Origin of the sequence: Pseudomonas sp. FP597, from assembly GCF_030687435.1 — a bacterium.
Classification (GTDB): domain Bacteria; phylum Pseudomonadota; class Gammaproteobacteria; order Pseudomonadales; family Pseudomonadaceae; genus Aquipseudomonas; species Aquipseudomonas lactucae.
This window is the reverse complement of sequence record NZ_CP117432.1, coordinates 3,106,780-3,124,539: the sequence shown is the minus strand read 5'-3', so window position 1 is coordinate 3,124,539 and position 17,760 is coordinate 3,106,780. Positions and strand designations below refer to the sequence as shown.

Sequence of the window (17,760 nt, the reverse complement as noted above, 5' to 3'; positions counted from 1 at the left end):
ATGAAATACCAACCTAAACTTTCAATCCTCCGCAGCCTATTATTCACCTATAGCACTGAAAATCTTGACGACCCCGAAAGAGAGATTTTCATCGCATCCAAAAATGTAAACAACGACAAAGAACTCGTCGAGTTATTTAACAAACTTACTAAGCCAGAATTTATCTCATACGGGCACGATGAGCGCCAGTGGCATATCGACACCATCCGTCATTTTCTAGAAACCGATGAAGATTTTGAATCTGTCTTCTATCTTTTCGACACTTACTTTGACGACGAAATCATTGACAAAAGACGCTTCATGAAAGTGCTTTTAGATTGTCTTAAGCTTTACGAAATTGAGGCGAATTAAGCCCAAAAATAAAACACCACAGCATTCAGAATCTCTATAAATAACATAGGAAAACCTATGCAGCTCAGCACAAAATTCAAATCCCATAGAGCGCAACTCGCCGTATTGAACGAGGTCACAACTAGAACCTCCCGCAACCTGCCCCCTTTCACCGGAGAGGATTACTATGGCAACCCCATAGTCAGAGTAGTAAAGCAAGGCTGTGGATTAGGCTATATACCCAACCCGAAGGACCTGAACAATCCCATACTCGATGAGAACATGGACGCCGCAATCGCGAAATTTGATCGCGAAACTAAAAAACTCTATACCGTATTTCCAGTGAGTAACGACCAATGCTAAAGCACCCATTCCTAGACGTACCCTACGAACCCAAGCTTCGGTATTTTCTCGGCCCGTTCGACATCTATGACCGTGAAGAAACTTTGGGCGAAGAGTTTGCAGGCTACGACATCAACAATGATGCCGACAGAGAGCAGTTAATCAAGAAATATATAATTGATAAAAGCGCAGACTTAAATTATCGGCATCGAAAATCTCTATTCGATATTCTGGACGCCGCGCTTAATTACGAAAATTATGACTTCTCCCAAGTACTAGTCCAAGCTCCCGGCTATTACTGCACTCTGCCTTGGGGATGGGGTGATATGGATAATCCAAGAGGCTTTTTCGAAGAAATTTACAGACTGACACAGGCGGGCTGGAAAGAAGATTTCCAAAAAGCCAGCCTCGAAGATCCAGCAACGTGGTAGCAACACACCCACACCCACACCCACAACCCCCTGTAGTGAGCGAGCTTGCTCGCGCTGGGCCGCGAAGCGGCCCCCCGTCAGGGCGATACGGTGTATCGGTTCAATCAGCGATGTCAGGTTTGGGGCTGCTTCGCAGCCCAGCGCAGGGCAAGCCTGCTCACCACAGGGCCTGCTCACCACAAAGGCTCACCCATCAGCGTGAGCCCGGCGCAACTTCAAATCACCGCGTCGAAAGCTCCATAATCATCCGACTAAGCAGGTAAACCCGCGGCACCACGCTCTCCACCTCCGCATACTCTTCGGGCGTATGAATATTCCCGCCCACAATCCCAAACCCATCCAACGTCGGCGTTCCCACCCCGGCCGACAAGCTCGCGTCCGCCGCGCCGCCGCTGCCTTCAATGGTCAACGTCTTACCCAACTCCCCATAAATCCCTTGGGCAATCGCCACCAACTTGTCCGATTCCGGCGTTTGCGGCATCGGCGGCAGGCCGCGTTTGAGGCTGGTGGTCACTTCGGTGTCCGGGATCAGCTTGTTGGCTGACACGCGCACCAGGTCCTTCTCGATGCGATCGAACTCTTCGGGCAACGCCGCGCGTACATCCGCCTTGGCGGTGGCCTGGTCGGGGATGACGTTGGTGCGGTCGCCGGCCTTGATCACGGTGAAGTTGATGGTGGTTTTCTTCTCTTCATCGCCCAGCTTGCCCAGTTGCAGGATCTGGTGCGCGGCTTCCATGGCGGCGTTGCGTCCCAGTTCCGGGGCGACGCCGGCGTGGGCGGCCTTGCCTTTGACTTCGACCACCGCGGTGGCGCTGCCTTTGCGCCACACCACCAGGCCGTCGGCGGGGCGGCCGGGTTCGAGGTTGAGGGTGACGTCGTGGGCCTTGGCGGTGTTGCGGATCAGTTCGGAGGCGATGTCGGAGCCGGTTTCTTCGCTGGCGTCGAGCAGGAAGGTGATCTGCGCATAGTCCTTGAAACCCTGGTTTTTCAGGACTTTGAGCGCGTAGATGCCGGCCACGATGCCGCCCTTGTCATCCATCACGCCTGGGCCATAGGCGCGGCCATCCTTGATGTGGAACGGGCGCTCGGCGGCCGAGCCTTCCTTGAACACGGTGTCCATATGGGCCATCAGCAAAATCTTCGCTTTGCCGCTGCCCTTGAGGGTGGCGATCACATGGCTGCTGTTGGCGGCGGCATCCGGTACCCGTTCGATACTGAAGCCCAGCTTTTTCAGTTCCTCGATGGCGATGTCGCTGACCTGAGTCAGGCCCGGTCCGTAACCGGAGCCCGAATCGATATTCACCAGGCGTTCCAGCAGTTTCAGGGCCTCGGCCTTGTACTGCTCGGCGTCCGCCTGCACCTGTTTATGGGGTTCGGCGCTGTAGGCCGGGAGGGCGCAGGACAAGGCCAGGGTGGTGGCCAGAAGGGTACGCGGGAAGATAAAGCGCATAAACCGATCCTTGTTTTGTGTAGGGACCGCCACACCCTACCCCACTAGACCGACCGCAACCAACTGCCCTGCACCGCGCTGACCCGGTTGCGCCCGCTGCTTTTGGCTTCATACAACGCCAGGTCGGCATCGTTGAGCCAACTGGTGGAATCGGCATGCCCGGGTTGATACGGCGCCAGGCCGATGCTCAAGCTGGCGCGCAGCGCCGGGTCCTGGGCGTAGGCCAACGCGTTGAAGCGATCGCGCAACGCCTCCATCACGTCGGTGGCGTGGTTGAGCGGCATTCCCGGCAGGATCACGCAGAATTCATCGCCGCCGTAGCGCCCGGCCAGGTCGGTGGCGCGCAGGTTCTGGCGCAGTACTTTACCCAGTTGACGCAGGACGATGTCACCGGTGACGTGGCCGTAGGTGTCGTTGATCAACTTGAAATGGTCAATGTCGATCAGCGCAATCACCGCGCCCTGCTGATCGCGACGGCAGCGTTGGAATTCGATTTCCAGGTGATCTTTCCACGCGCCATGGTTGAGCAGGCCGGACAAACTGTCGGTGCGACTCAGGGTCATCAATTCGCGTTTGTGCCGGGCCAGGTTTACAGCCTGGCGATAGCAGATCCAACCGAGCGCCAACGGGTACAGCAGCAGAATCGGCAGGCAGGCATACAGCTGGGCCTGGGTGGTCACGGCCATGAACGCCGGGGCGAAGATCAGCAGCGCCGTGCCGATGCCCAGCGTCTGCGCCATTAAGCCGGCAAACATGAAGCGCGGTCCGCCGATGGCGACGTTGTTCATGGTCATCATCGACAAGGTGGTGACGCTCGGCAGCGGGTTGAAATGCATGGCGCCCACCCAGAACCCGCCGCAAAACGAATCGAACAACAGGTTGCGACGCTCACTGCGCAGTGCCTGGGTTGTGCGCAAAGACAGTTGGAAGGCCAGGTGAGGCCAGACAAAGGCGTTGATCAGCATCCAGCCCCATACCCACACGGGAGGGTCCAGCGGGTACATGCCGAACACCACGCACACAAAACCGAGCGTCAGCCCCAGGGTGCGGGATTTGTAGAGGCGCAAAGCGAGCGGAAGTCCTTTTCCTCCGGCGGCTGGCATGGTGGGGTGTCATCCAGGGAGAATGCCTGGAGTCTATCAGGGCACCGGCAAATAGCCACTATCCCTCATCCGGCCACCCGTCCAAAGCTCTTAGTGGGAAAACCCGCGCGCGAGCATCAATGCCACCCCCAACAGCAGCACCGCCGTGATCCGCTGCAACAGTACCCGGTGCCCGGGGTTTTCCAGCACATGCTTGATACGCTGGCCAAAGTAGCCATACAGGCAGCCGCTGGCAAACTGCAACAACAGAAAAGTCGCCCCGAGGATGGCGATATCCGCCGCCGAACTGTGCTCCCCTGCCCCGGCGAACTGTGGGAACACAGCGCTGAACATGATGAAGGTCTTGGGGTTGGAAAACCCGGTCAGCAAACCCTTGCCGAACAGGCTGCGCGACCCTTGCGCGGCAGCGGCGTTGTCGATCGACACGCCGCTGCCGGTCCACTGCTTGTAGGCCAGGTACAGGATGTAGGCCACGCCGACAAACTGGATGCCCTGGGTAATGGCAACGTTACCTTTGATCAATTCCGAAAAGCCCAGGGCAAAGATCAGGATTGAAATCAGGTACGACACACTGGCGCCGATCTGCGCCGGGATCGAACTGCGCAAGCCGTCCTTCAAACCCAGGCTCAACAGCAGCAGGGTCATGGGGCCGGGACTGAAGGTCATGGTCGCGCAAAACAGCAGGAAATAGAGAAACGAAGACAGCGTTAACGCACTGGTCATGGCCTGGAACCTGAGAAGCGGAGTGCGCAGTCTAGGCAGGCGGCGTTGCACAAGGCAGGTAAAGTAATGCCTAATTCGGCCTGACTTTACCGGTAAAAACACCGGCAAACACAAGGAAGGTTTATGTTTGTACGTGCAATTGCCTTTGTGGAAGGCACGCCGAAAGTGCAGCAGATCGTCGAAGCGTTCAGCCAGGCCATCGAGCACGGCGAATGGGCACCCGGCAGCAAGTTGCCCTCGGTGCGTGAACTGACCCAGACCCTGGGCGTCAGCAAGTTCACCCTCAACGAAGCCCTGGACCGCCTGCGTGGGCGCAACCTGCTCACCTCAAGCCAGGGCCGTGGACACTTTGTGACGATGGACAGCCCACGCCCGGCGTCGGTGGTGTGGGTCGACCTGCTGCCCCAAGACCTGCTCAGCGTCTTGCGCCGCCCATTGGTGACCGCCGACGGCGACCTGCGCCCCGGCGGCGGCCACTTGCCAGAAGCATGGCTGGACGCCGAGCCCCTGCGCCAAGCGATGCGCAGCGTGGTACGCGCGCCGGCGCTGCGCATCGCCGGGCTGGGCACGCCGGCCGGTTTCCTGCCGCTGCGCCAGGTCCTGCAACAGAAATTGCACAGTGAAGGTTTGTCGGTGCCGGTGGAGCAGATCATCACCACCCCCAACACCGTACAGGGCCTGGACATGCTCATGCGCCTGCTGACGCGGCCCGGCGATACGGTGCTGCTGGACGCGCCGTGCTATTTCAACTTCCACGCCAACCTGGCCCTGCATGGCGTCAAGGTGGTGACAATCGCGCGCCGCCCCGACAGCTTCGATTTCACCGTCCTGGAACAACTGCTGGCCGAGCATCGCCCCAGCTTCTACCTGACCACCAGCGTGCTGCACAACCCCACGGGCCACTCCTTCAGCCCCAGCCAGGCCTTTCGCCTGTTGCAACTGACCCAGCAGTACCAGTGCCATATTGTCGAGGATGACCTCTACGGCGACCTGCACCCCAACCCACCGCCACGCCTGGCCGCCATCGCAGGGCTGGAGCAGGTCACCTACCTGTCGGGCTTCTCGAAGATGCTCAGCGCCAATACCCGCGTCAGCTACGTGGTGGCCGCGCCGCAGTTGGCGGCCAACCTCACCAACATGAAACTGATGAGCGGTGGCGTGACCTCGGAGCTGTTCGAACAGATCGTGTACCGCATGCTCAGCGAAGGCAGCTACACCAAGCACCGCAAGCGTATGGTCCAGCGTTTGATCGAGGCCGGCGGGCGTGTCGAACACTGGCTCAGGCGCTGCGGCTGTGAACTGCCGATGGCCTACGAAGGCGGGATGTTTATCTGGGCGCGCCTGCCGACGGGAGTGGACGGCGAATGGCTGGCCCAGGAGGCATTGAAACGCGGCATGGTTCTGGCGCCGGGTGCGCTCTTCGGCTACGACCCGGCCCATCACGATTCGATGCGCTTCAATGTGGCCCACAGCGATGAGCCACGGGTGCAGCAGGTGTTTGAAGCGCTGTTGCTCAAGGCCTCACGCGCGCTGGGCGGCGCCTCAGCGGCGATGGGCCAATGAGCGCACACAACGATCGCCCAGGCTTTGCACGCCCTGCACCAGCAGCACCAGCACAATCACCGTGACCACCATGATCTGGTTATTGAAGCGCTGGTAACCGTAACGAATCGCCAGGTCGCCCAACCCACCACCGCCGATCACCCCGGCCATGGATGAAAAACCGATCAGCATCACCAGGGTCAAGGTTGTCCCGGCTACCAGGGCCGGCAAGGCCTCGGGCAATAACACCTTGAGAATCACATGGCGGATATCCCCGCCCATGGCCACGATGGCTTCGATGCGGCCCTTGTCGACTTCATCCAGCGCGGTTTCGACAATCCGCGCGAAGAACGGAAAGGCACCGATGGTGATCGGCACCACAGCGGCGGTGCTGCCCAGGGTGGTGCCGACGATCAAGCGGGTCAGCGGAATCAGTGCGATCAACATCACCACAAAGGGCAATGAACGTCCCAGGTTGATCACCGCGCCCAACCCTTGGTTCAGACGTGGCAAGGGGAACAGGCCGTCGGCTCGGCTGATAAACAGCAGCACGCCCAAGGGCAGGCCGATCAACAGGGTGAAGAGCCCGGCCAGCAGCACCATGTATAAGGTTTCGCCGGTGGCGTTGAGCAGCAATTGCAGGATGTCGCTCCAATCGGTGTTCATACGGCCCTCACCACTTGCAGGCTGGGGACCAGCGAGCGCCCGAGACGCGACGACGGGTCGGCCTGCAGCTGCAGCAACGTGCCGCTCTCCACCACGCGGCCATCGGCCAGGGACACCGCGCTGTCGCAGATCGCCTTGACCACCTCCAGCTCGTGGGTGATCAACACGATGGTCACGCCCAGCTGCCGGTTGATGTCGCGCAACAGTTCAAGGATCGACGCCGTCGTCTCCGGGTCCAGCGCGCTGGTGGCTTCGTCCGACAGCAGGTACGCCGGGCGCGCGGCCAAGGCGCGCGCGATGCCTACACGCTGCTTCTGCCCGCCGGACAACTGCGAGGGAAACGCCTGGGCTTTGTCGCTGAGCCCCACCAGTGCCAACAGCTCCGTCACCCGCGCCGCGCGCTCGGCCTTGGGCACATTGGCGATCTCCAGCGGCACCGCGACGTTATCCGCGACGTTGCGCGAATGCAGCAGGTTGAAGCCCTGGAAGATCATGCCGATGCGCTGGCGTTGCTGGCGCAGCTGTTTGTCGTTCAAGCGGGTCAGGTCCTGGCCATCCAGCAGGATGCGCCCGGACGTCGGCCGCTCCAGCAGGTTCAAGCAGCGCAGCAAGGTACTTTTACCCGCGCCGCTGCGCCCGACAATACCGAAGATCGCGCCATCGGCGATCTGCAACGACACGTTATCCAACGCCGCCGGCTGGCCGTTGGCGTAGGTTTTGCTGACGCCCTCGACAACGATCATTCGACCACCACCGGAATCACCGAGCCGGCGTATTTCTCACTGATGAACTTGGCCAGTTCCGGCGAGCGCAAGTCGTTGGCCAACTGGCGGATGCGTGGGTCATCCGCCAGCTTGGGGGTGGTGACGAGGATATTCGCATAAGGGTTGCCCTTGGCCTGCTCCAGGCCCAACGCATCCTTAGCCGGTTCGAGCCCGGCTTCCAGGGCGAAGTTGCCGTTGATCACCGCAAGGTCCACATCGTCCAATGCGCGGGGAATTTGCGGGGATTCAATCTCCAGAATCTTCAAATGCCTGGGGTTTTCGGCGATGTCCTTGGGCGTGGCCTGATCCTTGGCGGCGTCATTGAAGCCCGGTTTGAGTTTGATCAGGCCGTTGGCTTGCAACAGGTACAGCGCGCGGCTGAGGTTGGTGACGTTATTCGGTACGGCGACGGTGCCCTTGTCCGGCACTTGAGCGAGGCTGGTATGCCGGCGCGAATAGATTCCCAACGGTTCGATATGCACCGTGGCAGCCACCACGAACGTCTGGCCGAGCGCCTGTTCCTGGGAATGGAGGTACGGCAGGTGCTGGAAGTAATTGGCGTCGACATCACCATGGGCCAGCAGTTCGTTGGAATTCACGCCGTTGGGGACTTCGATGATTTTCAGCTTCAGGCCAGGGTCGAGCTTCTGTACGTACTCAAGGATCTGCGCATGGGGGATCGGGTCGGCGGCCACGCGCAATGCGTCGGCGGCCGACACACTGAATGAGGCCAGCAAAGCCGCCAGGGTAAGGGTGGTGGTTTTCAACATCGGTGATCTCCTGATCAGGCGGACAGCGCTTGGGGCAGCGTGGCGTCGGCATAGAAACGTTGAGCGACATCGGGGTGGGAGCGCAGGCGCCCCTTGAGGTAGTTCCAGCCCACATCGCGCAGCAACGGATTGCGCGGATCGCTCTCGGGGCCGTGGGCATCGCGCAGCAGCTCGGGCGCCAGTTGATACACCGGCACCACTGCGTCCAGTTGCGCCCCGAGGAAAAACGCCAGGGACAAGCGCTCGCTGCCCACCGGCGGCGACACCACGCGATGGACGGTAGCGCGCAGGTAGCCATTACTGGCCAGTTCAAGCAGTTCGCCGATATTCACCACCAGCGTGTCGGGGCGCGGCTCTGCATCGATCCAACGGCCCTCCTCCACTTCCACCTGCAAACCGGCCTGCTCGTCTTGCAGCAGGAAACTGAGGAAACCGGAATCCTTGTGCGCGCCGACGCCTTGACGACTTTGCTGGGCATGGCGACCGGGGTAGCGGATCAGTTTGATATGTTCGTTGGGCTTGTCGCCGTACAGCGCATCAAAAGCGTCTTCCGGCAGGGACAGGGCCTGGGCGAACGCGCGTAACAGGCGCAGGGCCATTTGCGTCATCGCATGCTGCCAGCCGAGCACCAGGGGTTTGAGTTGGGGCAGAGCCGTCGGCCATTGATTGGGCCCCTGCAAGCGCGCCCAGGCGGCCGGGTACTGCGCCGGGGGCAAGGGCTCGCGCTCGGCACCGACATCGAATTGTTCGCGCAGGTCCGGCTGGCCCCGGGTGATCTCGGAGGCGGCGCGGTTGTAACCGCGAAAATGCGGGGAGTTGAGCATGCCCACCGCCCGTTTGTCGGCCTCGGGCAAGGCAAAAAACGCCCGCGCCTGTTGCTGCACCTGGGCCAGCAAGTCGCGGTCGATACCATGCCCGGTGAGGTAGAAAAACCCGATATGCCGCGCCGCCAGACGCAGCTCATCGAGAAACTGCTGACGCTGCCGCGGGCTGCCATCGAGCTGGGACAGGTCCAGCAGCGGCAAAGCGGTGATTGACTGTACGTGGGCCATCGGCGGCTCGCTCCTTGAACAGAATCCTTGGAAGCGTCCAAGCTAAACGATCTTAAAAACCTCTAATAAATACCTTTTTAGAATTAGCTTAGGCGCGGGCAGCCAGGCCGCACGCGCTTGGCCTCCTGCGACAGTCGATCCACTCTTGTGCGTTGACCCGCTGTGTTACACACCATATAGTGTGCCCACCAACAAGACAGACCACTACATAGTGTGCAGCATCGGTATTTTCCGACCACACTATGCGCAGTATTTCAATGCCTAACAGCCTGCAAATCACCAATTTTTAGGCGGATTCACACGCCGTCAGAACAGACCAGGAAGGAGTATTTCGATGCTGAGTTGGGACGAAGTCGACAACGAGGACACCGGTGCAGCGGTGATCAAGGGCGCCAACGCCGGCCACGCCAGCGAAGCCAACATGGACCGCCTCGACGGTGCCGGCGCTGCCGCTGCCCTGGAAGCGCGCAACGTCACTGCCAATGACTCCGCTGCGATCATCCGCGCCAAAGCCGCCCTCGACAAACTCGACGTCGCGGAAGGCCTCGCCGAACTCGAAGGCGCCTCCGCCCGCGTCGCCGTCGATGAAAAACGCATGATCAACTGCCGCGCCGACCTCAACCAACTCGTGCCGTTCAAGTACGACTGGGCCTGGCAGAAATACCTCGACGGCTGCGCCAACCACTGGATGCCGCAAGAGGTCAACATGACCGCCGACATCGCCCTGTGGAAAAACCCCGAAGGCCTCACCGACGACGAACGCCGCATCGTCATGCGCAACCTCGGCTTCTTCTCCACCGCCGACTCCCTGGTCGCCAACAACCTGGTCCTGGCCGTGTACCGCCTGATCACCAACCCGGAGTGCCGCCAGTACATCCTGCGCCAGGCCTTCGAAGAAGCGATCCACACCCACGCCTACCAGTACTGCATCGAATCGCTGGCCATGGATGAAGGCGAAATCTTCAACATGTACCACGAGATCCCATCCGTCGCGAAGAAAGCGGCTTGGGGCCTGAAATACACCCGCTCGATCTCCGATACGAAGTTCGAAACCGGCACCGTCGACACCGACAAGGAACTGCTGCGCAACCTGGTCGCCTACTACTGCGTGCTGGAAGGCATCTTCTTCTACTGCGGCTTCACCCAGATCCTCTCCATGGGCCGCCGCAACAAAATGACCGGCGTGGCCGAGCAGTTCCAGTACATCCTGCGTGACGAGTCGATGCACCTGAACTTCGGTATCGATGTGATCAACCAGATCAAAATCGAAAACCCACACCTGTGGGATGCCGAGATGAAGGAAGAAGCGACCCAGATGATCCTGCAGGGGACGCAGCTGGAGATCGAGTACGCTCGCGACACCATGCCTCGCGGTGTGTTGGGCATGAATGCGGCGATGATGGAGGATTACCTCAAGTTCATTGCTAACCGTCGTCTGTCGCAGATTGGTCTTAAAGAAGAATATCCAGGCACGACGAACCCGTTCCCGTGGATGAGTGAGATTATGGATTTGAAGAAAGAGAAAAACTTCTTCGAAACCCGCGTGATCGAGTACCAGACCGGCGGCGCACTGAGCTGGGACTGATCAGCAACACACATCCCAATGTGGGAATGCGGTGTTCCATAAACTTTGCAAATTGCCCCTTTATGCCCAACCAAACCATCAAGACGCCGTGCGTCGGCCTGTGTTCCACCGTTTACGGTGACCTGGTCTGCCGCGGCTGCAAGCGTTATCACCATGAAGTGATCCAGTGGAATGGCTACAACGCCGAAGAAAAACAGGCAGTGTGGCTGCGCCTTGAACAATTGCTGGTGCAGGTCATGGCCAGCAAGCTGGAAGTCTTCGACCCGCAACGCCTGCGTCAACAACTGGAAGACCGCAAGATTCGCTTTGTGCCGCACCAGTCGCCGTATTGCTGGGCCTACCAGTTGATTGCCAGGGGCGCACGGGTGATTTCCAAGCTGGATGCCTATGGGTTGGCGCTGTTGCCGGAGTTTCGCGAACGCAACCTCACAGACCTGCGCGACGCGATTGATCGGGAGTTCTTCCTGCTCTCCGAAGCGCATTACGAGCGGTACATCGCACCTGGTTTTCTGCGTGAGTCCTTTGGGCCAGCCTTGATCGCCACGCTCTGAGCAACAACCGCGCTCGATTGTGTTTAAAATGCCGCCCGCTCAACGACTGACGCTCAACGATGAACCCAGACGCACTCGCTACCCTGCACACCCACCTGCTCAACGCCCTGACCAGCGCCCCGACTGAAACCCGGCGCCTGTTCCACGGCCGTGGTCGCTGCTGGCCAGGGCTGGAGCAGTTGACGGTGGACTGGCTGCAAGGCGTCGTGCTGGTGGCCGTGTTCAAGGAAACCGAACACCTGCAAGCCTTGAAGCAGCAATTGTTGCAGTTCGACTGGGCGCGCTTCGGCGCCCATACCGTGGCCCTGCAACACCGCTACCTGCCGCAAAGCACCACCGAGTGGCTGGTGGGAGACGCCATCGACGAGCTGACCATCACCGAAGGCGGCCTGCGCTATCTGATCGACCTGGGCAAAAAACAGAACAGCGGCCTGTTCCTCGACATGCGTTATGGACGCAATTGGGTGCGCGAGCAGGCCAAAGGTCAGCACGTACTCAACCTGTTTGCCTACACCTGCGGGTTCTCGGTGGCGGCCATCGAAGGCGGCGCCGAGCATGTGGTGAACCTGGACATGGCCCGTGGCGCCCTGAGCCGTGGTCGCGACAACCATCGCCTCAACGGTCACGACCTGAGCAAAGTGACGTTTCTGGGCCACGACCTGTTCAAGTCCTGGGCCAAGGTGACTCACGGCGGTCCGTATGACTTGGTGATCATCGACCCGCCCTCCTTCCAGAAAGGCAGTTTTTTGCTGACCAAGGACTACCAGCGCGTGCTGCGCCGCCTGCCGGATTTGTTGTCGCCCCAGGGCACGGTGCTGGCGTGCATGAACGACCCGGCCTATGGCGAAGACTTCCTGATCGACGGTGTGACCCGCGAAGCGCCGGGCCTGCGCTTTGTCGAGCGCCTGAAAAACCCGCCGGAATTTCCAGATATTGACGCGCAAAGTGGCTTGAAGGCGCTGGTATTCCGCCAAGGGTGATGCCGAAACGTCCTACGCTTGCTACGCTAAGCGATACGCCGGGCGGTGAACCTTATGCCCCCCTTCCCGGTCGATACCTGCATTCCCGGCCAGACTCGACCGCGTTACGCTGTCGGCTGCCCCGTTTGACCTTTTGGAGAACCGCCCGTGATATCGACCCTGCATGTAGCCAGAATAAAAGCCTGGGGCGCCCACGGCTTTACCGCCACCGGCGTGGTCCTGGCTTTTTTGGCCACCCTGGCGTTGCTGGAGAACTCACCCAAGGCCTGCCTGCTCTGGCTGGGCCTGGCGCTGGTGGTGGACGGCGTCGACGGTTCCCTGGCGCGACGGGTGAATGTCAGCACGGTCTTGCCCAGCTTTGACGGCTCGGTGCTGGACCTGGTGATCGACTACCTCACCTATGTGTTCATTCCCGCACTGTTTATCTACCGCTACATCGACCTGCCGGAGTTCACCCACCTGTTCACCGTGTCGGTGATCCTGGTGTCGTCATTGTTCTGCTTCTGCAACGTGAACATGAAGAGCAAGGATAACTACTTCGTCGGCTTCCCCGCCGCCTGGAATGTGGTCGCCCTGTGCGTCTACATCATCCAGCCAGAGGCCTGGGTGACGCTGCTGACCGTGATCGGCCTGGCGCTGCTGACCGTGACGCCGATGAAGTTCCTGCACCCGTTTCGGGTCAAGCGCTTTATGCCGATCAATATCGCGGTGACCACGATCTGGCTGCTGTGCAGCTTTCTGATGGTGGTCGATTACCCGAATACCAACCCATGGACGTTCGGGTTGTGGTCGCTGATGTCGGCGTATTTTCTGGGGATTTGCGTGTGGCGCACGGCGCTGGAGTGGCTGGGCACCCACAAATAACCCAGTGAACACAGGTCAAATGTGGGAGGGAGCAAGTCGAATCGTCGCACCGCCCCTCCCACATTTGGATCTCTTACATTCGGAAGGTAAGATGGCGCCCCTCAGCAGCCCCGCCAACAATAAGCCCATCCCATGCCCTTCGAACTCAGCGTTGACCTCACCACCCTCGCCATTCTCGCCGTCGTGGCCTTTATTGCCGGTTTCATCGACGCCATCGCCGGCGGTGGCGGCCTGCTGACCACGCCTGCGCTGCTCACCGCCGGCATGCCGCCGCACCTGGTACTGGGTACCAACAAACTCAGCTCCACCTTCGGCTCGGCCACCGCCAGCTTTACCTTCTACCGCCGCAAGCTGTTCCACCCGCGCCAATGGGTGCATGCCATCGTCGGTACGCTGGTCGGCGCGCTCGTCGGTGCTGTGGTGGCGCATTACCTGCCCGCCGAAACCCTGAACAAGATGCTGCCGGTGATCGTCTTTGCCTGCGGCGTCTACCTGCTGTTTGGCGGCACGCCCAAGGCACCGTTGGATGCCGAAGCGCCGATCAAGAAGAAATGGCAAGCCACCCAGGGCTTCGGCCTGGGCTTCTATGATGGTGTGGCCGGCCCCGGCACCGGGGCGTTCTGGACGGTGAGCACGATGCTGCTCTACCCCATCGACCTGGTCAAAGCCAGCGGCGTGGCGCGCAGCATGAACTTCGTCAGTAACGCGGCGGCGCTGTCGGTGTTTATCTTCAACGGTTCGGTGGACTGGATCGTCGGTCTGGCCATGGGCGTTTCGGTAATGTGTGGCGCATTCTTTGGCGCACGCAGCGCGATCAGCGGCGGCGCCAAATTCATTCGCCCGGTGTTCATCACCGTGGTGCTGGGCCTGACGGTGCGCCTAGCCTGGCAGCACTGGTTCAGCGTGGCCTAAGCGGCGGGCCAGGTAGAGGTCGATCAGGTAGCGCGCAATCGAACGTGACGCCGGCAACGGCGGCAGGTCATGGATGTTGAACCATTGCGCGTCCTCGATCTCATCGGCCTGAGGCACGATATCGCCACCGGCGTATTCGGCATGAAAGCCCAGCATCATCGAATGGGGGAACGGCCAGCATTGGCTGCCCATGTACTGGATGTTCTTGACCTCCACCTGCACTTCCTCACGCACTTCGCGGATCAGGCAGTCCTCGGCCGACTCGCCCGGCTCGGCAAACCCCGCCAACGTGCTGTACACGCCGGTGACAAAACGCGGCGAACGCGCCAGCAGGATCTCATCGCCACGGGTCACCAGCACGATCATGCTCGGCGAAATCCGCGGGTAGCTGCGCAGGTCGCAGGGCGGGCAATGCATCGCGCGCTCGCGGGGCACCTGGACCATGGCCTGACCGCAACTGCCGCAGAACCGATGCTCACGCGCCCAGGTGCCGATCTGCGCCGCGTACCCCAACACTTTGTACAACGCGTGATCGCCCTGCAGCATGAAGCCACGCAGGCCCTGCCAACTGCACCCAGGCACCTCGCTGGACGAGTCGAGTTCCAACAGGTACACCGGCTCACCGTCGAGGTAGCCGATGCCGTGTTCGGCGAACACCGGCAGGTCCTGGCGCTTGAGCCATTCCCGTGGGAACAGCGGGCCGTTGGTGTCATGTAAAAAGCCGTCGCGGCTGCGGGCGACGGCCCAGCCGCCGGGGGTGTCGTTGTCCAGCAGCGTTGTGGTAATCCAGCCTGGGGTCATGTCAGTCAATCCACGAAGTCGGGTTTCTGCTTGCTCATATGGGCCGCGATGGCCACGCGCAGGTCGTTGGATTGCAACATAGCCGAGTTCCAGGTGGCAACGTATTCCAGACCATCATTGACCGTATGGTCACGCATGTAGCTGATCATGGCCTTGGTGCCGGTGACGGCAATCGGCGACTTGGCGGCGATTTCAGCGGCAATCTCCATGACCCCGGCCAACAGGCTTTCGTGATCGGCATAGACCCGATTGACCAGGCCGATGCTGCGGGCTTCTTCGGCGCCGAACTGGCGGCCGGTATAGGCCAGTTCGCGCAGCATGCCGTCGCCGACGATGCGCGGCAGCCGTTGCAGGGTGCCGACGTCAGCGGCCATGCCGATGTCGATTTCCTTGATAGAGAATTGCGCACCCTCGGCGGCGTAGCGCATGTCGCAGGCGCTGATCAGGTCGATGGCGCCACCGATGCAATAGCCGTGGATCGCCGCCAGCACCGGCTTGCGGCAGTTGTCGACAGCGTTGAACGAGGCTTGCAGCTGTAGAATCTTGCGTCGCAACAGGCGGGCATTGCGTCCTACATCCTTGCCGAACTCATTGGCCACCGACGCCAGCATCATCAAGTCAATGCCCGACGAGAAATGCTTGCCGGCACCGCTGAGCACCACCGCACGCACCGCGTCGGTGTCGTCGACCCATTGAAAAATGTCGATGATCTCGGTCCAGAACGCCGCGTTCATCGCGTTGATTTTTTCCGGGCGATTGATCTGCACATGGGCAACGTTGCCGGTGAGTTCGACGACGAAAGCTTGGTATTCGGACATGGCAGTGATCCCTGACTGGCGAGTGATAAGGCCCGAACTATAACAAGGGTGCAGGACGGCGCATCGGCCAAAAGCGGGACTGGCAAAAAATCCTGCCAGGCGCCATCCTTGGCGCTTTAAGCCGCCCCGCCCGCGGCGCTCGACGTTTTAAGGAAATGCCATGCACGCCCAACCCCTCACCCCCGCCGATTTCGAGTTTATCGAAGACACCCTACTCAAGTACGGCGATGATCATTCGGTGCTGAACCTGGCCGAACTCGACGGTTACTTCACCGCGCTGGTGTCGAGCCCGACGCAAGTGGATATCGCCGAATGGTTCCCGGCCATCTGGGGCGGGCAGAACCCGGAATGGGAAAGCATGGATCAAGCACAGCGTTTCCTGGAGCTGTGCGTACGCCACATCAACACCCTGGCGGCACAATTGGCCAACAACGCCCAAGACTTCAAGGCACGCTTCGATGACACCGAACATCAAGGCCAAGCCGTAACCCTGGCTGAAGAGTGGTGCTTTGGCTACATCCGTGGCGCAGCGATCGGCAATTGGCCGCAACTGCCTGTCGAACTGGCCGCGCAGTTCGAGAAAATTTCCTGGTGCGCCGAACAGGACAACTTCGAGTTGCCCGCAGACCTGGACGTGCAGGCCCACCAGCAGCGCGTCAGCGAGATCGAACCGGCGGCGCGGGCGCTGCATGATTACTGGTTGAGCCAGCGCTAAACCTCGACAAGCACCGCACCTTTGGCCGATTATTCGGGTCCGCCCGCCGGCCACTCCGTATCACCTTGCCTTGACCAGGAGCCTTGTACCTTGAGTTCGCAGAAAACCGTGACCGTTACACCGCCCAATTTCCCCCTCAATGGCAAGGTCGCACCGCCCGGCTCCAAATCCATTACCAACCGCGCCCTGCTGCTGGCCGCCCTGGCCAAGGGCACCAGCCGCCTGAGCGGCGCGCTCAAGAGCGATGACACCCGGCACATGTCGGTGGCCCTGCGCCAAATGGGCGTGACCATCGATGAGCCGGACGACACCACCTTCGTCGTCACCGGTTCCGGCAAGCTGCAATTGCCGACGCAACCGCTGTTCCTCGGCAATGCCGGCACCGCCATGCGTTTTCTCACTGCGGCGGTAGCGACCGTCGATGGCACCGTAGTGCTCGATGGCGACGACTATATGCGCAAGCGTCCGATCGGCCCACTGCTGGCTACCCTCAGCCAAAACGGTATCCAGGTCGACAGCCCGACCGGTTGCCCGCCGGTGACCGTGCACGGCGCGGGCAAGGTCCAGGCCACGCGCTTTGAAATCGACGGCGGCTTGTCCAGCCAGTACGTCTCGGCCTTGCTGATGCTGGCGGCGTGCGGTGAGGCGCCGATCGAAGTGGCGCTGACCGGCAAGGACATCGGTGCCCGTGGCTACGTGGACCTGACCCTCGATTGCATGCGTGCCTTCGGGGCGCAGGTTGACGAGGTAAACGACACCACCTGGCGCGTAGCCCCCACCGGCTACACCGCCCATGACTACCTGATCGAGCCGGACGCCTCCGCCGCCACCTACCTGTGGGCCGCCGAAGTGCTGACCGGTGGCCATATCGACATCGGCGTGGCCGCGCAGGATTTCACTCAGCCCGACGCCAAGGCGCAGGCCGTGATCGCGCAGTTCCCGAACATGCAGGCCACGGTGGTCGGCTCGCAAATGCAGGACGCCATTCCCACCCTGGCGGTGCTGGCCGCATTCAACACTACGCCGGTGCGCTTCACCGAGCTGGCCAACCTGCGGGTCAAGGAGTGTGATCGCGTACAGGCCCTGCATGACGGCCTGAATGCGATCCGTCCGGGGTTGGCAACCATCGAAGGCGACGACCTGCTGGTGGCCGCCGACCCGGCGCTGGCCGGCACCTCGTGCAACGCACTGATCGACACCCACGCCGACCACCGCATCGCCATGTGCTTTGCCCTGGCCGGGCTGAAAGTGTCGGGCATTCGCATCCAGGACCCTGACTGCGTGGCCAAGACCTATCCTGGGTACTGGAAGGCCCTGGGCAGTCTCGGGGTCGTGCTCAACGACTGAATCAGCCCCGTCGG

19 protein-coding genes are annotated in these 17,760 nt (G+C 60.8%); 10 read left to right on the top strand and 9 right to left on the bottom strand.

Annotated features, from left to right (window positions below):
* The gene (locus tag PSH66_RS14520) at positions 1 to 351 is read left to right on the top strand and encodes a hypothetical protein (protein WP_305429483.1); all 351 of its coding nucleotides are present in this window, start codon (positions 1 to 3) and stop codon (positions 349 to 351) included.
* A gap of 335 nt (positions 352 to 686) precedes the next feature.
* Complete coding sequence (locus PSH66_RS14515; protein WP_305429482.1) at positions 687 to 1,103, top strand: hypothetical protein; 417 nt, start codon at positions 687 to 689, stop codon at positions 1,101 to 1,103.
* A 220-nt stretch (positions 1,104 to 1,323) separates the two neighbouring features.
* Here the strand turns inward: PSH66_RS14515 and PSH66_RS14510 are convergent, their stop codons facing one another.
* The 3 genes from PSH66_RS14510 to PSH66_RS14500 all read right to left on the bottom strand — a co-directional run bounded on the left by PSH66_RS14510 (position 1,324) and on the right by PSH66_RS14500 (position 4,379).
* The gene (locus tag PSH66_RS14510; RefSeq protein ID WP_305429481.1) at positions 1,324 to 2,553 is read right to left on the bottom strand and encodes a M20/M25/M40 family metallo-hydrolase; all 1,230 of its coding nucleotides are present in this window, start codon (positions 2,551 to 2,553) and stop codon (positions 1,324 to 1,326) included.
* Between the two features lie 44 nt (positions 2,554 to 2,597).
* Positions 2,598 to 3,656: a diguanylate cyclase gene (locus tag PSH66_RS14505; protein ID WP_003173718.1), complete on the bottom strand. Its 1,059-nt coding sequence runs from the start codon at positions 3,654 to 3,656 to the stop codon at positions 2,598 to 2,600.
* 90 nt (positions 3,657 to 3,746) lie between these two features.
* Positions 3,747 to 4,379 carry a LysE family translocator gene (locus PSH66_RS14500; protein ID WP_003173717.1) on the bottom strand — a complete coding sequence of 211 codons (633 nt, stop codon included), beginning with the start codon at positions 4,377 to 4,379 and terminating at the stop codon, positions 3,747 to 3,749.
* A 123-nt stretch (positions 4,380 to 4,502) separates the two neighbouring features.
* Between PSH66_RS14500 and PSH66_RS14495 the strand changes: the two genes are divergently transcribed.
* The gene (locus tag PSH66_RS14495) at positions 4,503 to 5,942 is read left to right on the top strand and encodes a PLP-dependent aminotransferase family protein (protein ID WP_305429480.1); all 1,440 of its coding nucleotides are present in this window, start codon (positions 4,503 to 4,505) and stop codon (positions 5,940 to 5,942) included.
* Here the strand turns inward: PSH66_RS14495 and PSH66_RS14490 are convergent.
* The 4 genes from PSH66_RS14490 to PSH66_RS14475 are packed head-to-tail and all read right to left on the bottom strand — an operon-like array spanning position 5,922 to position 9,173.
* Complete coding sequence (locus PSH66_RS14490; RefSeq protein WP_141063850.1) at positions 5,922 to 6,587, bottom strand: methionine ABC transporter permease; 666 nt, start codon at positions 6,585 to 6,587, stop codon at positions 5,922 to 5,924. The two genes, PSH66_RS14495 and PSH66_RS14490, sit on opposite strands and share 21 nt — an antisense overlap.
* Positions 6,584 to 7,330, bottom strand: coding sequence for a methionine ABC transporter ATP-binding protein (locus PSH66_RS14485; protein WP_141063851.1), 747 nt, complete (start codon positions 7,328 to 7,330; stop codon positions 6,584 to 6,586). The genes PSH66_RS14490 and PSH66_RS14485 overlap by 4 nt, the downstream gene beginning before the upstream one ends.
* Positions 7,327 to 8,121, bottom strand: coding sequence for a MetQ/NlpA family ABC transporter substrate-binding protein (locus PSH66_RS14480; RefSeq protein WP_003173713.1), 795 nt, complete (start codon positions 8,119 to 8,121; stop codon positions 7,327 to 7,329). The genes PSH66_RS14485 and PSH66_RS14480 overlap by 4 nt, the downstream gene beginning before the upstream one ends.
* Positions 8,122 to 8,135: 14 nt before the next feature.
* Positions 8,136 to 9,173: an isopenicillin N synthase family oxygenase gene (locus PSH66_RS14475; RefSeq protein WP_305429477.1), complete on the bottom strand. Its 1,038-nt coding sequence runs from the start codon at positions 9,171 to 9,173 to the stop codon at positions 8,136 to 8,138.
* A gap of 334 nt (positions 9,174 to 9,507) precedes the next feature.
* Between PSH66_RS14475 and PSH66_RS14470 the strand changes: the two genes are divergently transcribed.
* From PSH66_RS14470 to PSH66_RS14450, 5 genes are all read left to right on the top strand, one after another.
* Positions 9,508 to 10,758, top strand: a complete 1,251-nt coding sequence (locus PSH66_RS14470; RefSeq protein ID WP_305429476.1) for a ribonucleotide-diphosphate reductase subunit beta — start codon at positions 9,508 to 9,510, stop codon at positions 10,756 to 10,758.
* A 62-nt stretch (positions 10,759 to 10,820) separates the two neighbouring features.
* Positions 10,821 to 11,309, top strand: coding sequence for a DUF1289 domain-containing protein (locus tag PSH66_RS14465; RefSeq protein ID WP_042944623.1), 489 nt, complete (start codon positions 10,821 to 10,823; stop codon positions 11,307 to 11,309).
* Positions 11,310 to 11,368: 59 nt separating this feature from the next.
* Complete coding sequence (locus tag PSH66_RS14460; RefSeq protein WP_141063853.1) at positions 11,369 to 12,289, top strand: class I SAM-dependent methyltransferase; 921 nt, start codon at positions 11,369 to 11,371, stop codon at positions 12,287 to 12,289.
* Between the two features lie 147 nt (positions 12,290 to 12,436).
* Positions 12,437 to 13,153 (top strand): phosphatidylcholine synthase, encoded by a 717-nt coding sequence (gene pcsA, locus PSH66_RS14455; protein WP_003173708.1) that lies wholly within the window; start codon positions 12,437 to 12,439, stop codon positions 13,151 to 13,153.
* Positions 13,154 to 13,285: 132 nt separating this feature from the next.
* Complete coding sequence (locus PSH66_RS14450; RefSeq protein WP_003173707.1) at positions 13,286 to 14,065, top strand: TSUP family transporter; 780 nt, start codon at positions 13,286 to 13,288, stop codon at positions 14,063 to 14,065.
* On the opposite strand, the gene nudC is transcribed toward PSH66_RS14450, so the two are convergent.
* Positions 14,033 to 14,866 carry an NAD(+) diphosphatase gene (gene nudC / locus PSH66_RS14445; protein ID WP_042944619.1) on the bottom strand — a complete coding sequence of 278 codons (834 nt, stop codon included), beginning with the start codon at positions 14,864 to 14,866 and terminating at the stop codon, positions 14,033 to 14,035. The two genes, PSH66_RS14450 and nudC, sit on opposite strands and share 33 nt — an antisense overlap.
* A gap of 5 nt (positions 14,867 to 14,871) precedes the next feature.
* Entirely contained in the window at positions 14,872 to 15,684 is an 813-nt protein-coding gene (locus PSH66_RS14440; RefSeq protein ID WP_305429473.1) for a crotonase/enoyl-CoA hydratase family protein, read from the bottom strand.
* A 160-nt stretch (positions 15,685 to 15,844) separates the two neighbouring features.
* Between PSH66_RS14440 and PSH66_RS14435 the strand changes: the two genes are divergently transcribed.
* Both PSH66_RS14435 and aroA read left to right on the top strand, forming a co-directional pair.
* Positions 15,845 to 16,399, top strand: coding sequence for a UPF0149 family protein (locus tag PSH66_RS14435; RefSeq protein WP_003173705.1), 555 nt, complete (start codon positions 15,845 to 15,847; stop codon positions 16,397 to 16,399).
* A gap of 90 nt (positions 16,400 to 16,489) precedes the next feature.
* Positions 16,490 to 17,746: a 3-phosphoshikimate 1-carboxyvinyltransferase gene (gene aroA, locus PSH66_RS14430; RefSeq protein WP_305429472.1), complete on the top strand. Its 1,257-nt coding sequence runs from the start codon at positions 16,490 to 16,492 to the stop codon at positions 17,744 to 17,746.
* Positions 17,747 to 17,760: the final 14 nt, after the last annotated feature.